At 60.3% G+C, this 17,285-nt stretch carries 4 protein-coding genes; 1 reads left to right on the top strand and 3 read right to left on the bottom strand.

Annotation, left to right across the window (positions count from 1 at the left end; translation table 11 throughout):
- A partial coding sequence (locus CVM73_RS35190; RefSeq protein WP_146006714.1) for an integrase core domain-containing protein occupies window positions 1–257 on the top strand: 257 nt, incomplete at its 5' end.
- 685 nt (window positions 258–942) lie between these two features.
- Here the strand turns inward: CVM73_RS35190 and CVM73_RS35185 are convergent.
- The 3 genes from CVM73_RS35185 to CVM73_RS35175 form a co-directional block, all read right to left on the bottom strand.
- Window positions 943–1,722 (bottom strand): glycoside hydrolase family protein, encoded by a 780-nt coding sequence (locus tag CVM73_RS35185; protein ID WP_100236356.1) that lies wholly within the window; start codon window positions 1,720–1,722, stop codon window positions 943–945.
- A gap of 82 nt (window positions 1,723–1,804) precedes the next feature.
- Complete coding sequence (locus CVM73_RS35180; RefSeq protein ID WP_100236355.1) at window positions 1,805–7,651, bottom strand: hypothetical protein; 5,847 nt, start codon at window positions 7,649–7,651, stop codon at window positions 1,805–1,807.
- The gene (locus tag CVM73_RS35175) at window positions 7,648–16,719 is read right to left on the bottom strand and encodes a hypothetical protein (protein ID WP_146006713.1); all 9,072 of its coding nucleotides are present in this window, start codon (window positions 16,717–16,719) and stop codon (window positions 7,648–7,650) included. Before CVM73_RS35175 ends, CVM73_RS35180 begins: the two co-directional genes overlap by 4 nt.
- Window positions 16,720–17,285 lie beyond the last annotated feature (566 nt).

Below are 17,285 nucleotides of genomic sequence, written 5' to 3'. Positions count from 1 at the left end.
AGCATCCCTGGACCAATGGCCAGGTCGAACGCATGAACCGCACGATCAAGGAAGCGACCGTCCAACGCTATTACTACGATCGACACGATCAGCTCGAAGCTCACCTTGCCGACTTGATCAACGCCTACAACTATGCTCGGCGGCTGAAGACCCTGAAGGGCCTCACACCCTACGAATACATTTGCAAATGCTGGACTTCCCAGCCCGAACGATTCAAACTCAACCCGCTCCAGCAAATGCCGGGACTAAACTCCTAGCTCGCCCTTGATGTCAGGAAGGCAAATCGAAATGCTTTTGCGAAGCGAACAACCTTCGTGCAAAAATGTAAGTTCTTTGCCGGAGCCATTCCTGAACGTGCCTTGCTGGGCCATGCCCATGTAGCAGAGCCTTTCTACGCAGTATCTAGCACCGGCGACTCGCCGTCCCATGCTAAGATAACCTGTTTCTTGCCTGGAGTTCGGCTAGCCACAGCCTTCCAGAACCTGGATTCGACGATTGGATTCCCTGTACCAATCTCACACTCGACTTGCAATTGCGGCCACGGATGCGGGCCAAGACTTTCACTTGAAGGCCAGTCGGACGTAACGGTTCGAACAATTGCGACAGACTCGGTCTGGATTCCAAGACTCATTGGCTTTTGTTGCCTTGATCAAATTCGAACATTGCTCCACAAGGCTGTCGGCAGATTGAGCAGGCGAAACTATGCCAAACGACAGCCACGCGATCGGAACGCCTGTCCGTTTCACCACCATCGCAAGGATACGCCGCTTCACCGTCGATCTCCGCTTTCTCCCGCAGCTCCGAGTTGGCCCACCGGTTCGCACTTCGTCTTCTTCACTGCTCGGCAAGAACCAGACAAGGATTGTGCGATGAATCCGGTTGAACTCTTGCCGGTACGTTGACACTGCTCTCGACTAACCCGCATTGTGCTCAAGCGTGCCCCTACGACTTTCCCTTCCTTGCAAGCACCGAAGGCTTTCCTTGCTCCGGCCCGCTTATTTCGAAATCTATTTCGACACCGCCCGCTTTCACATCCAACTTGATCTTGGTTATTCCGTAGGGGAAGAATTTCTCGATTCCTTGCCCGCCCGAGATGAAACTCGACAATTCACCAATCTGATCCTTGAACGATTCGTTTACTATTCGCGCCGCGAGATACAGCTTTAGCGAAGCTCCCGCAGCACTTACGAACAAGTCGTGGATAGCTTCATTGCGTTCTTCTTGCACATCAGGCCGATTGCTTTCGGCGGCAGCTGTCGTCCAATCCTTTGCCTCTACGGCAGCAAAGAGTTTCGGCCATTTCGCCCTCGAGAATTTCGTCAAGCCAAGATTGAACATCATGTCGAGCAGCGCGTCCTGAGCATCGTTTGGATAATCATCGAGCTCCGGAAAGCGTGTCTTGAGGTCTGCGGCAGATCCCTCGAGATTTTCGCGTAGCATTGCCTTTGCGTCTGATTCCTGCAGCGTCAATTTCGTGAATTGCCTGTAGTAGGATGCTGGCTTCCCAGCAGGCTTCGACTTGATGAGCGCCCACTCGTCTCGTTTGGCGTCATCGTCTGCGTCGCTTCCATTCTTTTTGAGCGGAAGGTCCACCGCCGCATCGGCGTTCGGAACCATACGCCCATAGCCGATTGTCACCTTTCCGACGGTATCGAGGTAGAAATGCTCGACAAATGCTTCGAATCCGGCAGTGCGGGTGACAGCTGATTCGCGGACGTCCATTTCCTCGTACTCCTTTTCGTTTCCTATTCCCGGGATCGCTCAATTCAGAACTCGCCTGGCCCTCTGATAGCCGCCTTATGGCTCACTGAACTCTCAGGTTATTCAGCGATAGCCGCGCAGCGAAGCGCGGGCCAGTGTCGACGAAATTCGTATCCTCGCTCGTTTCGTAGCGCGGCTCGTCGGCATAAGTGGCCGGCCTCAACCGATCCACTTCCTCTGCAAAGACTGACCAGTCGTAGCCACGGTACTCATCGTCGCTCATCCGAAAAACGGCAGTCCAGCTTGCGCAGCCGCAACCCGGTGCTGGAATCTGCGGTCCCGCAAACACAAGTTCTGAGTCGGGGACTGCATCGTCTGCCTTGATACGGCGTTGCAGCAGAGTGAAGTACACCCGCGGCGCCTGCGCGGTAGACGTCTCCGGATGACCGTTGTTCGCATCGGGTCCCGACGCAACTCCCTCAAGCATAGCCGTAACCTCAACCTGCTTGCGGTCTTTGTCGATATGCTTGGCAATGGCGCTCAGCCTGCGTTCCGGCATGACCTGCGCCCACTCGACAATCGGCTCCGACACCTGCAGTGCACGCGGTGCGTTCGGTTGGTATCGCACCAGCCCTAAACGGACGAATGGATACGCCGCGCCGCAAGGATTCAGGTCAACGTCCACGTACCAGGTTTCCTGATCCGGATCGAAGCGCGGCGCGTAGGTGATGAGCGACACCGCCATAAAGCCCCCGGGCGGTTGCGCGGCCCGCAGTTCCGCGGCGTCGGCATCGGCGGGCACCGGCATCAGCACGTTTTTTACGAGCACAGCGTCCTTCGGATGCTCTCCGGGAGGCTTGCTGAACGCCGCCTGTTCGGTCACCCCGCGGAAATTGTCCTTCGAGAGCAGCCAGCCTTGCACACCGCCGTTGGTCCGTATGGGATCGGCCCCCCAGCGCGTAACCCAGGCTCCGCCTGTTCCGAGATCGGCGTCCTGCAACTCCTGAATGACGCTGCCGTCGGATGGCAAGGCGCGCAGATTGATCTCCTTGCGATCTGCCGGCGACGGCCTCACCACGTCATGGGAGACGTTACCCACGTCCTTGTCGAACAGATTCGGCGGCCAGATCACGATGCCGAGCCGCTCGCCTTCGCCGGACGAGAACCACGGCCGCTGTGCGCGGATCCGCACCCGCACCGTTCGGCTGACAAAGACCGATGGGATCTTAGCGCTGGGAGGCGTCGGCACATTGTCGCTCCAGGCGAAAGCCGGGATCGGGCTGAGCGAGACCACCCGCGCCGGACGCACCGTGGCCGGCAGCCATCGGCGGTCCATGATGACTTTGCTGATCGCATCCTCTGCCTTGTCCTCCTCATCCTTGGTGGCGCCAGGGCCGAGTGCATTTGGTTTGCTGAGTGCCTCTGGCAGTTCGTCATACCGCGTGCGTAGCGCGGCCGTATGGCGCGAGATCGCGACAGCGAAAATCTCGATCCAGCGCGCGCGCGCATCTGGAAACGCCGCCGGGCGGGAAGCACGCAATGGCGAAGCCTGTGCCTGGATCGGTTCATTCGGCTTCGGCTCGATCGCCTTCGCCTCACGCTGGAAATTGAGGAGATCGATGCGAACCTCGCCGCTCGTGCCGGGCAGAAATCCTTCGAGCCGCAGCAACGTCACAGTTTCAGGCTCGAAGCTGACCGACCCATCCTCGGCCGGATCGAACCCGAACAGGCGTTTTGCCTTGATTGGCTCCTGGGCGTCCGGCTTGGGCCAGAGGCCGCGCGCACGGTCGTCGCGCGAACGGCCGCGCTCGACGTCGTCGAAGCGTCCGCGCGCGGCAGCCGTACCGCGTGCGCGAATCTCCACCGCCTCAGTGCTGGCGCCATGAACCCTCAGAGATCCATCGATCAGGACGTCGACGGCATCCGACATCTGGTTTTCCGGTGTCCAGTTGGCCGACATGCACAAGTTGCCGCGCAGCGCCTTGCAGGTCTGTTCCGGTAGTAAGAGGTCGTTGATCAACTCTGTTTTCGCCCGCAGCAGCTGCCATTTCTGGCCGGCAACGGCCCGCGGCGCTTGCTGCGGCAGATCAACCGCATGCACCGCCTCAATCTCGACGACGGCCGCGATCTCTGGCAGCGGCTCTTGCAGCATTCGCTCGCGCACGGCCGCCGCGAACTCGCGAATTATCTCGCTTGGCGGCAATGGTAACCCTGCGAAATCCGCTGTGGAGGCAGCCTCTCCAGAGCTCTTGTCGCTGATTGAAAGTGAGGTCAGTGGCTTCACCCCGGCTTTGAAGGCTTGCGTGACGTCTTTAACGGACAACACCTTTTTGTCGTCTGTTGGTTTGCTTCCGTTGACGACCGACATGGCCGCCAATGTCGCAGTACCGGCCCAGATGTGCGTGAGGAAGGTGACCGTGGGGACGCACCAGCAGCGGATCGAGGCTTGCTCGCCCGGCGCGAGCGTCACCGTCACGTGCGCGGCAGAGATCGTTCGCCCCGGCGACGGTGTGTGCGGGATGTTCCCGTAGTCGACCCTGGGATTGACTTTGACGAGGTTTTCCGTGCCGTTGCCACGCACAACGTCGAGCACGACAGGAACAGCATCGGGGTAGTCGTGAGGAGCCGCGCCTTTGAACGTCTCCTCCTTGTAGAGTGCGATCGATTTTGTATCGACGCGGCGTGCTCGCTTTGTCTCAAATCCGTCGCCACGGACCACAACCTGGATGACGAGGGTAACAGCGGCCGGATCGGGGTAGTACGGCTGCCGCTCGACATCCTTATCACGATTGCTCGGCAACGGCCTAAATACAGCCGTTCCCGAGCGATCGACGAGTCCGTCAGTATTCTGCAGCACGCCAACCGCACTCCAGAGAATGGAACGCTTCTTATCGTTATCATTCTTGAATATCTCGGGGCCCGCCGTCTTGATTCGATGGCGGATCTCACCCTCATCCGTCATCGGCGCGGGCGTGGCCGCTATGGAGTGACCCAAGACGGGCTCTGCAGCACCGCGTGACGCACGTGCGCGATACACGGGGAAACCTCCCCATGCTGCTCGATGATCGACACCCTGCAATCCTCCGCGTGGGCGGGAGGCGATGGTGTAAGGTCGCCAAGCGACGCGCACCTTCGCCCATACCTGCTGCAATCCCTCCTTCGTATTCGCACGATCCATTGGTTTCGGTACGGGCGTGAACTCTTCGACGACTTCTTCTTCCTTATCGATTGGCATCGTTTCCGAGTCGTTGGGATTCTCCGGATCGAGCAGTACCCGGGGATCGCACATCTTTATCCCCTTCCCGTTTGGACCTCGCTCTATGTCCTTACCCTTCTTGCCGCGAAATGCATCATGGAGCGCCGCGAAATCAAGGGTCACGGCTGGCGCCAGAATCACGCGACGATCAAATCCTACGCCGGGCAAACGGCCCTGCTTGCCCGGATCATCCGGTACATCCGCGATGCTACGATTGACAGGATCGTCGAAGCTTCGCACCAACATCCGACCGGCTTGTGGGGCTGCAAATCGTCCCCTCAGGGTCACCTTCGTGTAGGTCGCCTCACTCTTGAGCTCGCCAAAGAGCCAGTCGGGTATTGCAATTGCAGGAGACTCTAGTCTCTCGTAACGAAGCAGAGGCGTTCCATGATTGTCGGCTTTCGGTAGAGCGAGCTCCCCATTGCGGCTCTTCTCGTAATGGCCTACAGCGCGGTTGAGAGGAAGGGACACGCCCCCAGCGAAGAAGGCACGCAATCCGAAATGATAGTGCCAGCCAAAACGAAGGGGCGGCGGCGTCAGGGCCGGATCCGTCGGCAGATCGTAGCTGATGTCGATGCGCAGATCCTGCGGGTTGAGCTTGTGGCTCTGGACGCCACACGCAAGGCCCAACGGGTCTCCACGCCAGGCGCCGATGACTTCCTCCATGAAAACTGTGGTGTGCGTGAGCGTTTCGCTCTCTCCGAGCCAGTCCCGCAGGGCGGACGGGGTCTGCAACTGCGCGTCGTCAGCGTCACGGCGGGCGCTCGAATCCGGATAGTGCTTGGTAATATCACCGTCGAAATCGGCAGCGGGCACATGCGCCGAAACCTTCTGGGTCGGGGAGTACCGGACCGTCCGGTGCATCAATGTGTGCCAATAGTTTCGATCTTTCTTGATATTGTCGTTCGGGCGAACCCCGACATCGAGCTTGTATCCGACGGTCAGGTCGGAGGCGTCAAGAACTATGTTAACGGCCCCGTCCTGCACTTTCGGATCGAACTGGTCGCGCTGAGCTGTCGAGTCGAGAAAGCGTGCAATGCCGTGCATCTGACGCCATCGATCGGTCAAGGCGAGGCCGCCGCCGCGTTGGGTAGCGAGTCGCTTGTCTGCCAACTCGTCACGGACTTGCGGTAGCATGAGCTTGGAATCGGGGTCGTTGAGTGTTTTTTTGTTCTCCGCGCGGCGCTTCTCCTTGGCGTCATCGCCTCCGATGGCCAGCACGGGGTCGAGCGAGATCATCTGATACCGCTTCTCCGCATGCCAGTGTTGGCCTAGATCGACCATACCATCGATCTGTTCAAAGACGGCTAGTTCACGCCCGTCAGATGCGTTGTCCCTGACACGGGCGTCGATTTCTTCGCGTGTACACGGAAGGAAGTGGCCGGCCGTGTTCTTCGCCTTGCTGTCGGCGGGCGCGCGCAGTTTTGCCGAACTCCACACCCGCGAGCCTCCGTCTGCCGCCGCAAGCCGGAGAAGCAGAAAGCGGGACTCCTGCTGCGCCGGGGCAGGAAGTTCCGACGGGTCGGCGGGATCGCGATCGAGCGCCGTATCAATGTATGGGAACGCGCCGCCGGCCACGTCCTTGTCTACAAGCGCACTGACGTCACAGTCAAAATCGATAACAAAACGAAACAATCGGCCGAGAGAAGGGTTGCTTTGCAAGGCAAACAGGCGCCGGCGTGCGAACTCGACCGCTTCGGAGTCTGCGGCAAAGAATGAGTCGCCGCCATCGAATGGCTGCGTTCGCGAGGCCAGGCGGTACGCGGCTTTGGCCTCCTTGGAAAGCGCAGGCTCGAGGGTCAATCTCTTGCTCGGGTCGGTGAAGGTGAGTGAATTACCGAAATGCATGGCCGCCGCGAGGGGTGTCCGGGCGAGCAGCAAGGGATGCTTTCCAACCAAGGCCTCAATCGCCTCCTTGGAAGACTTGCTCTTGTCCTGAAACGTTTTTCGTGCCGCTGCAAATTCGTCCGCCCGAATACGGCTGTCCTTCAAGTCTCCATAAGCCTGTACGTCTTCAGCCATGGCCGCCAGACGCGCGTCGGTTAGGGGCACCGTCTTCGGCCATGGGCCGATGCGGTTCTTTAGATTCCTAATCTGAATACTCAATGCGTCGGCAGATTTGGCCTCGGGTCTTGTGTCGAGTGTCTCTCGCCTCAGCGTCGCCGCGATATGCGCGGCACGCTCGAACGAAAGCTCCTTCACGCTCTTGTCGCGCCACGTGCCGTGAATATCGGGAACCTTCGGCGGAAACGCTCCGGGTTTCTCGGGGTCACGAAGCGCTGCCTCGAGCGGATCCCTCTGTGCTGGTTTGATAGCGGGATCAAGCGCGATCTTGAGAGCTTCAAAACCCGCGTCGTCGCCCATCACTTTCCGCCAGTAGTCCGTCAGCTTCTGCAAGTCCACGGCAGGGCTAAAACGCCGGAGCTTGTCCTTCGCGAGCTTCATTATCTTCGTTGGGTTTGAGTTGAATATGGCGTCGGTTCGCCAGCTTTCATTCTGCCCAAGTGGGATAATTTCGAGACCTTTGCCGTCGCTCAATAGCTTTTCGACGGACCTTGGCCAGTCTACGAGGTCGTATTTTTGCGCGTCCTTGTCATAGACGGGTGCAAACACCACCGTGAAACGTGCTTTCTTGGCGTAGATTCCAGCGGCAACAACTTGCGCAGCAATGTTGACGGGGATTTTTACAGTCATGCGGGGAATCCATCGAGGTCGTCGGAAAAATAGGATTGGTAGGACAGCCAATCCTCCTGCTGCGCTTTGGCCGCGCAGCTCACGACGGCAGCAGGGAGCGCTTTTTCATCACTGATGAGCCGAAGATCCTTGCTGACGAGAGCGGCTACGCTGCGACTGCCGGACATTCCCGGCCCCATGTTCTTCTGCACGCCGACCTGGTAGCGCAGCTTGGCGAAACCAATGGAAAACGAGAAAGTGAAGACTGCGGAGCCCTGCATGCTGCCGCCCTGCCGATGCGATATGCGAACCACCAGAGTCGCACTGATCGCGAAGCAGGCGATGTGGGCCTCACCGCCCGCGTAGAAGAAGCCTTCGATGACGCAGTCGTCATCGCCGTTAGACTTCGACATCTTGCGCAAATAGATCCCGGTCGTGAGGCGGCCTTGTCCGGTCAATGGACCGAATTTGAATCCGCCGCCCCCGCCAAATTCGAACGAGGCCGCAAATCCGATTAGCCTTTGCGCATCCGCATAGAGGGCAAGGAACCCGCCTCCGGTGTATGGCGCGATCGACAAAAGTACTGGCCGGTCCTCGCGTCCGATCGAGGCAACAAAGGTCGCGCGCGCCCCGTTGAATGGCAGGACACAAGCTGCGTTGATCGAAACGTTGATGAACGAAACCGTGCCAATCGAAATGATGCCGAGATCGAGGCTATAGCCTGCCTCGATACCCGGGACTTCGCTACTGGGCCGCACATACGGTCCGCTGCCGCCGGGATTCATCAGGGTCTGCAGCGGTTTCAGGAATGCCGCGTTCGGACCGAGCTCAAAGTCCTTGTAGACGATGTCGAAATCGGAGCCCTTGCCGCTTTCGTTGACGAACTGCGCGCTGCTGAACATCAACGTCACGACATCGAACAGGTTGATATCGAATGGATCGATCTTGCATGTCGCCCGGAAACGCGGCGGTACGTTTGGCTCAAGCAGATTGTAGACTGCGCCGGCAGACAGCGTGATCTGGCTTCCGGGTCGCGGCAGGAAAATTGGCTTGCTGGACGGGAAGTCCTTGAGCTGCGCCTGCATGTCGTAGTTGAGCAGGATCCTCGCCGGCACCAACTCCTTGAGCTTCTCCTCGATACGGCGCCGAACTCCTTCGAGATCGACGATGCGCTTGAGATCGCCGCTCAGGACGGCGGCAGCCGCATCTGCAAGTTGCTTTACGAGTCGTTGCGTTGAACCGTCGTTGGTACTCCATAACTTGAACAGGTCGGAAAGTGCCTTGAAGACGGCAGCATCGAACTGGCCCGGATCGTTCGCAGCGAATACGGCCGCCAGTGCATCCAGTTCGGTTTTCTCGGCCGTGAGGAAGTCTTCGTCAGGAACCTTCGGAGTCGCCGAACACGAGAGACCAAGCGGCCAGCTCGGGGTTGAGCTGCAGGAAACCAGTAGCAGCGCGCGGACCTTCTCGAACGTGAGCTGGCTGATTTCATCGCCTATCGGCGTTGTGCCGCCCGAGTCCTTGTTGCTCCCCCCCAGGGCTTCCCAAATCCTTTTGCGCGCGTCAACGAGGGCTGTCTGGGCACCGCTCAAAAACTTGAATACCGGGCTCAGGCCCTGGAACGCTATGAGCGTCATCTGCTGGAGGTAGGGCTCGCCAGCAACCAGGAATTTGCCAAGGCCTTTCAGAACGGCCCGCTCTAGCCCCTCGACGATCCTCGACTGGATCGCGTCAATGACGTCAGGAACCTTAAAAACCTCCGCGAGCAGCTCGTCCAGGTACTTTTGCGCGTTGGCGGGCGTTACCGCCTGGGCGACCTTGTTTTCCAGCGTCTTGATGATCCCGATGTTCGCGCCGCCGTCACCATCGAGAATCGCCTTAAGCGCAATGGCATCGCTCTTTGCGCCGTCGATAATTGAGATGATCCCATTGAGTTTCGGGTTTCCTAGTCCGGCCAGGTCATCTCTGACCTTCTTCATCGCGCCGTCTGCGTTGGTGGTCTCGCGCAAAGCGGTTGCGTCGCGAGCCAGTCTGCAGAGGGTGATGACCACCGTGCTCGCTTTCTTGGCCGCGTCGATCACGGCGCTACGCGCGGCGTCAGCGTCGGCGCTGGTGCCAGTAATCTTCGAAAGCAGCGCCTTCAGATCGGTCGCGCGGAAGTGCGGGCTGCTAACTTTCGTAACAAAACCATGAAGGGCGTCGAGAAGCGTGTTACGCATTCGGCCCAAGGCAGCGAAGGCATCCAATCGCAGGCGGTCTGGACTTGCGCTGCAAACATCCGCCTGTAGCTGAAGGAGTTGATCAAGGGCACGCTGCAGCGCGTCGCGCACGTTAACCAGAGTGCCGACATCGTCATCGAGTGCCTTGCCGATCGCCTTTACCTCTTCGGGATCGATGCCGACCTTTGCAACCGCGGCAGCCGCCGCGTCGAAGGCCTTGCCCATTTCGGTTCGCGCGGTATTGACGTCATTCGGCGAGGGCAGCTTGACCGCGTCGATCGTAGATTTGACGATCAACGCAAGCTTTCCGCACAGCTGGACCACCGCGGCCAGACTGTCGTCCACAATCGGCCGGATCAGATCGAGGGCCGCTGCCGCCGCATCCTTCAAATCGCCGATGAGGTTGCGAATACTCGGCTCGGCGTGGCCGGCAAGTTTTTGTGCAGCCGCGAGCAGTGGCCGCAACTGCTCGGTGGCGGCGTCGTATATCAGGCCCTTGATGCGGTCGGCTTCCCGATCGGCCCCATTGCCAACCGCCACCTCCCAATCCTGGTATGCAGCAGTGAGCGCCGCCTGGATTGGGCTGGCTTTTTTGATCTCTTCGATCAGCGCATCGTGGAATGCCTTGCCAAGAACCTTGGCGGCATCCTCAGGACCTTTAGCCAGCAACACACCGAAGAAGTCGGTGTCTGCCGCGGCCTTAACAAGGAGATCCTGGATTTTCTTGTCGACGGCGTCCTGCTGGCCCGGGAAGCTCGCGACGATGGCATGTGTGCCGGGCAGCGCAAACACGAGGTGACGCCACGCCCGGAATGCGGAATCAGCGAAAAGCGCCGCGAGCTTGTTGCGCAATCCGGTCGCGAACTGCTTCATCTCTTCCAGATCGGACGTGACACCCTCAAGCAGCGAGGCGGCCCGCGCGATAACGTCACTGATGAATCTGTTGAACGCCTCCCGCAATGCTTCGTGCACGGGCGCGAGCGGATCGCTTGCAACGCGCTCGATTGCGGCAACAAAACGCCGGCCTGCGCCATAGATGACGGCAAAGGACGCAAGCAGCGTTTCAATGTCGCGCGTTGTTTCGCTCGACGAGATCGCGTCGTCGAGCGCGTTCTTGAGCTCACGATACGATCGACCTACATCTGGATAGAGCCGTTCGATACGCGTGATCGCGTCATTCTCCTCGAAGACGGCGCCGGTATCCTGCTTGATCGCGTCGAAGAATTGTCGGGCGAGGGTCAGAAGCGCTTCTCGCATCGGGACCAACAGCCGGTCGCGCACCTTCGCGACGGCCGCGCCCGCATCGCCCGCCTGCGTCAGATCGGTGAGGAGTGCCGACGTATATTGCGCCACCTCGCGGAATTCGGGCGCGCTGGACAGGCCACCGCCGAGGAACGAGATCGCCTGCTTCAGGTCGAGGATGCCGAGAATGGTGGCGTCCCCGAAAAACGTTTCAGGTTTTGGCTTGTCCAGTCCGGTGGACGCCGGCGGCGGATCGGACGCCAGCGTCTTCAAGGCAGCGTGGTAGTTGCTGTTGCCAACCGGCCCGCGCGAGCGCGACATGGCGACGAGCGCTGTGTTGGGGCGCACCGCGCCGCCGGTGCGATCGCCAGCGTCCTTGGGATCGAGCGTGACCGGCTTGCGAAAATCGAGGTATACGTCGGTCTTCGCGACGGGATCCATCGGCCCACCCTTTGGATCCTTGAGCGTCGTCGCGTCGGGAAAGCCGAAGGCGAGGTATTCGGCATCGAAAAACACCGCAATTTCATCTGATGGACGGCCGACGAGTCGATCGACCTGCGCAATGCGCACGAGTCCCTCGGCCATGACAGGATAGAAGGGCGGCTGGTCCACACCTTGCAATAGCGGCCCGAAGTCAAACAAGGTGTTTTGGAACTGAACTCGCCGCTCAGCGTCCGTGATTCTCGGTGGTTTCTCTTCCCTTCCCTCGGCCGCGATCAGCCATTGCCGGGTATCGAAACTCGTGCCGTCCGGCTCGCTCTCGGGAGCATAGCGGTGCTTGCTGCCCCCAAGTGGCAGGACGCGGCGCGGATCAGCCTCCTTCCCATGCGAAAGAAGATTGTACTCTTCCGTCAGCACCTTCATGGTGCCGACGTCATTGGCCGCTGTATTGTCCACGAAGATCAGCGGCAGGCGCGTCCGCGCACCCCGGGCATCGATCTGCAGTTCGAAATTGACCTCACCGCCTTCCCGCGCGCGCACCCGCGGCCAGAAGACAAGGCCCGGAAGTAGCGGAGCGCCTCCGCTCTGGCGCAGGAAGATGCGGCCGCTTGCTGCCTCCTCCCACCGCTTCGATGTATCGGAGGGCGCGGCATCGGCGGGATCGAGAACATCAGGCGTGACCCGCGTGAGGATTTCCAGCCGCTCGACCGGCCAGCGCCGCCCCTCGTTCGGTTGGGCCAGCGCCGGGAACGTCTTAATCGGCGCACCGATGCGCAGGAAGAACCGCTGCACCAGGAAGGCGACCGGCCCGGCGGCCAGGCCACCTGGTCCCATCATGAAGCGGCGCTCGGTCAGCTTCACCAGCGACGCGCGGTGCCCGACCGGGAAGAGAAAACCCTTGTAAACGACCTCGACGCGGATGTCGCGACCGAGCCGCGTGCTCTGCTGCCAACGCTCGACCGAGAACGCGTCGAACAGCGGCTTTCCAGGCCCATGCGCCGTCGGCCACTCACTGACCGGTACGATCTTGGCGGATGCCGGGGGCACGAAATTCGTATCAGCGTCGAAGCTGCCACCAAGAGCGGTCAGCGTGAGTTCGCCTACACCGAGCGGTTTCGGGCGATAGATCGCGGAATAATCGTCCGGCGGTTCGGTTTTGAGCGATTCAGTTGCCGCGTAGCGCAGCTTGAAGCCCGGTGGCGGATTGATCTGGCTGCCGTCCGCCAGGGTCCCGTCCTCCTTGCGCCGCCCGCGCACCGGCAGCCCATGCAGGGAGGTCAATGCGACCAATTCGTGCCGGTCTGCAACATCCAGCCCCGTGCGGAAACGCTCAGGATCTTTCGGATCGGGCTTCTGCCCCGGGAAAGCCGACACCGGCTCCGGTTTCGTGTACGGATTCCGCGCCGTGACTTCCCGCGCCATCGCCCACGGAGCCCACGGGCCGTGCGGCGGTCCACCGAGGTCCGGATCGAGTAATGCTTCCGGTCGAAAATCCGGCGACCAGATCGCACGCATGCTCGAGGAGCCCGGCGCTTCATCAAGTTGGGCAAACCACAGGGGGACCGGTGCGCTCTGGCTCCACCGGACATCCTTCGCCGGGGCAAGCTTGGCGATCGGCGGCAAGCCGAGCGGGGTGCGCCATGCGGCATCCTGAGCAGGTGACAGCATCAGCCGGAACGGCATTTCGATCGAGGTTTCATAGAGGCCAGGCGGCCGCACGCTGGCGGCAACCTCCGCCAAGCGCTGCGGTGCGGTCACCGAGCCAAGCCGCGCCAGCGGTGGCGGACAGCTGCTGGCGCCGGTGAGCGAGCGCTGTTCGTCACGACGCACCGCCCAGGCGTCGCCGCGCGAGATTCCCTGATGCAGAAGCCTTGCCGCCTCATCGCGGGTTTCCTGCCGCGCCCAGCGCGGCGGAAACCGACCATTGGCGATATCCTGTTCAACCGCCTCCGCCTGCTTGCCGTTTTCAGCTTTAGGCCTGGAGTTCTGCACCCCGGCGAGCGGCTCAAACACCTTCTCGGCACGCCGAACAACGGCGAGGTCGAACGCTCCCCAATTCGTCAACGCCTCGATCGTGAATGGAAACGCGCCGGCAGGCGCTCCGTCCCGCGCGTCCGGCCGTCCGGATTCGAAGTCGTCGGCTGGAATTCGGAAAACGAGCCGTGAGCCACCGGAGACGCGCGCCTCGGTCGGAATCTCGAAAGGATCAACGACTGCATTGTCCAGATCGTACGCATTCACGGTAGCTACAATCGCCCGCGCGGTACTGATTGCAAGGGACTCGTTACTTTTTGCGATCACCTCGACCCGAGCGATGGTGCTGCGTTTCCCGTAGAATGGTCCTGGAAGATTCGGAACGGCATCAATCGCGTCTTTTTCTTCTTTCGTAAGACCGATCGGCTTTTTGCGGTCAGCAGGGGAACTGGCATAGAACTTCCTGAATGCTTCGTAATCCGTGTCGCGCTGCACCCTCGATCGTTCGCGCTTCTCAAGATAATCCTTCACCTCGTCCTTTTCGGCTGGAGCGGAGCCCACGGGCTCAGGATAGGCTTCGCTGAGGTCCTTGGGGACTTTTGTGGACTCGCGCAGGTCCTGAATGACGGTGGGTGAGAGCTCAACCTCGGGCAGGCCGCGCAATAATCGCGCACGCTGGTCGGGCGTCTTGAGATTCTCATCCTTCCAGTCTTCGACAACTTGCAATCCCCGGGCTACTTTCCGCGCCACCCGTGCTGCTTCAAGATCAAGGTAGTCAGGTCCGACATAGATCCTTTGATCCTTGGGGATGTTGGATTTCCAGCCGGTGATGACATTGTCCGGCTTGTTGGCATCGTCGATTGCCTCCTTGAATGGCTTGTGAAATGCGAAAAATGGGTCGTCGGCCGGCAAACCTGCCGTTTGCCTTTTTTCTATGTCGGCACGGACCTCCTCTCTCTTGTTTTCATCGGCCGAACGCAGGATCTCTGCTTCGGCTGCGGTGACCTCAGTTTTACTTGGAGGCTTTGGAAGATCCGGCTCCGCTGCCAACTGACGCAGGTATGCCTGTTCGGCGATATGCTGCGGCGGAAACTCCACGACCAGCAGCGGACGCGGGTCCTGGCGCAGCTCATATCGGGCGGGACTGTTAGCGGGCAGCGGCTTATCGTTGCAGACGAGAGCTACGTCCGCAACCGGCTTCGGCTCGCCCCTCGGCACAAACGCGGCGATCCGCCGGTCCGGGGCCACCCACCATCCGGCCTCGCCGTATTCGAGCAGCAGATCTTGGAAGCGGTATTTCAGCGCCAGCAGGTCGGCAGGCCGACGCACCAGAAGCGATGCTGCACTGAGCGACAGCCGCGCCGGTAACGGCAGCTCGTTCGCAGCTTTCTTCGCGCCGATATGAATGACGGCTTCAGCCTGCGGCGGCTCGGTCGCCGGCGGGAGAACGCCCTTCCATACGTAGCGCCTAGCGAGCTTATCGATGTGAAACAGGCATTCCGTTTCATGAAACGTGAGCTGACTGAACAATCGCGCTGCACGTTCCGCAGGCGATCCCCCGGAGTCATCCAGGCGGGCGGCACGCCGCCGTTCGATCTCCGAGAGGCGGGCACTGCTGAGGGGAATCCCGGCCTCCTCCAGCGCAAGCGGAGCGGCAAAATGATTCAAGGTGCGGGTGTTCTTCGGGCCGGTGCCTCCGACCCGGATTGACGGCACGCGCGCGGACACACCCGATCGCGGCGCGATCGGCGGCAATGGCGCAACGGTGAACCGGCCAAAATGCGTTTCGATGCGCATTTTGCGTTTCGTGGGCGTAAGCGATGCAATCAGCCGGAGCTTGCCGTCCTCACCAGGTGCACGCCACAGCAGCCCCTTGAGATCGTCAAACTGGCTCGGCACGGCGGTTTGCTCGCGGCGCAAATCGAGCCGCATCCAGGGCATGCGCAATGCCAAAACGGGCCTGTTATCGCCTTGGTTGCGCCATCCAAGAAACGAAGATTCCTTTCCCTCACCGATTACGAGATTGCCGCGCTCTCCGCCAGAATGGCGACCGAGTGCAAGCGTCCCACTCCAGGCATCCTGAGGATTTGCCTTGGTCTGCATTGCATCGTGCCGGACGAGCGCATACAGCACCCGTGGTGCGAGGCGCTGCTCTTCGGCGAGGTCGCGTGGAGGGCCGGCACCCGGCGCCGATATCGGCGGGGGGACTGCAGCTCGGCTTGCCTCGTCATCGGACAGGCTCGAAAGGGTGCTATCCGGTGCTGGAGGGGCACCGTCGCCAGAAAACAGGGCGCGGACATCTTGCTTCTCATCGTCCTTGGCGTTCTGATTGAGAATGAAAGCCTTCGTCGCTTCGGCTCCCTTGCTGCCGGAAAAAACGGTGAATATGCATTCACGGAATTGAAGCGACACACCCTCGTCCGCCAGAGCACGGAAGCGGCTCTGCTTGGCGGCAGCTGTCTCCGCTTCGTTGGGCCCCAGCTTTTTCCCGGCCCGCAGGATCCAGTAGAATTCACGGTGGAAGGCGAGGCTGCTCTGGCTTGCCTTGCTGCTGTCGAAGGAGTCCCCGAACAGCGTCTGTATCAGGTCTGCAAGTTGCGGCGTGCTGAGATCAGTCCCGATTTCATCGACACTCTGCGGCTCGGCTTTCAGGAAGTCGATCAGGTTTTTCCCGATCTGCAGGGAAATATCTGCGCCGCGACGCAGGATTATGGTCATCGAAGGCGGCTGCGGGCCCAGGTCAGTGGTAGGTTTCCCCGGATCGAACGCCGGATCCCATTTCATTTCGATGCGCAATGCAAATTTATAGTCGCCGGGCAGCGCGCATTGCGCGATGTCGGCGCGCCAACCATCGTGCGTCCGCCTCAGGATGAAGCGGCCCCGTCCGTTTGGCAGATCCGGATCTGTGAAAATGGAAGCTCGCAACGTCCAGGCGTAGCGCTTGCCTGACTCGAACCACGCGATGACGAGGCCGCGGCGCGTGCGATCCTCATATGCGACGTCAAGAAAGTGCTTTCTGGCTTCGGCCGCCGCCAGCGGCGTGGCCACGAAGGTGGCACCCCCACCTACGAGAAAGTCACGCCTCGTGACTTTCCCAAGTCCTGCTTTCTGGTGGCTGCCTGAAACGGGCGAATCCGATTCTGATGAACTCCCGAAATCGAAACGGAAGCCGAGCTGTGTGCCGCCTTCTTCCGAATCGCGTTCGTCTACCATCCCGTGCCCCGTTTGCTAATAGCCTCTCCCGCCCCTGCCCCGTCCAAGGAAACTAATCCTGCACCTGACAATAGGATCACCTATGGCCGCCTCGATCGCACGAGTGCTGGTCGGCATGTAAACGAGATGTCGATAGCCGAAGTTGCAAACGCAACAGAGCCGACTGTGAACCGAGTTGATGATCCAAATTTCTTGTTGGCTGTTATGCCTCAAACCAGCGGTACGCTTGGTTGCTTCCCCTGTCCTTCTTTATGACAAATTGAAGCGCCTATGAGATGTAAGAGAAAATTATTCAACTGAACTTATTCTGTTCTGTCAATCATGGCCTGCAACAAATTCACGCGTCGATCCCCTCTCCAAGCTCCAGCTCTCCCGTTCAGCGCGACGGATCAATTTGACTCACACGAAGCCCGTAGCCTCTCGCTGTCCGCCCAAACGCAATAGAGTTCGCCTGCCAAGGCTGTCGCTTGCCGGTGGGTGAGATGCACCGGAGGGGCCATTGCGGAGCGCCTCCCACACGGTCGCCAGGTGCGCTGCCGCGAGCGCCTGACGCTTCTTGGCTTCGC

Source organism: Bradyrhizobium forestalis (assembly GCF_002795245.1).
GTDB lineage: Bacteria > Pseudomonadota > Alphaproteobacteria > Rhizobiales > Xanthobacteraceae > Bradyrhizobium > Bradyrhizobium forestalis.
This window is presented reverse-complemented; position numbering and strand designations above follow the sequence as displayed.

Excerpts from the sequence above, each read along its gene's own strand:
- CVM73_RS35175 (WP_146006713.1), bottom strand. The coding sequence starts at position 16,719 with ATGGTAGACGAACGCGATTCGGAAGAAGGCGGCACACAGCTCGGCTTC.
- CVM73_RS35185 (WP_100236356.1), bottom strand. The coding sequence starts at position 1,722 with ATGGACGTCCGCGAATCAGCTGTCACCCGCACTGCCGGATTCGAAGCA.
- CVM73_RS35180 (WP_100236355.1), bottom strand. The coding sequence starts at position 7,651 with ATGACTGTAAAAATCCCCGTCAACATTGCTGCGCAAGTTGTTGCCGCT.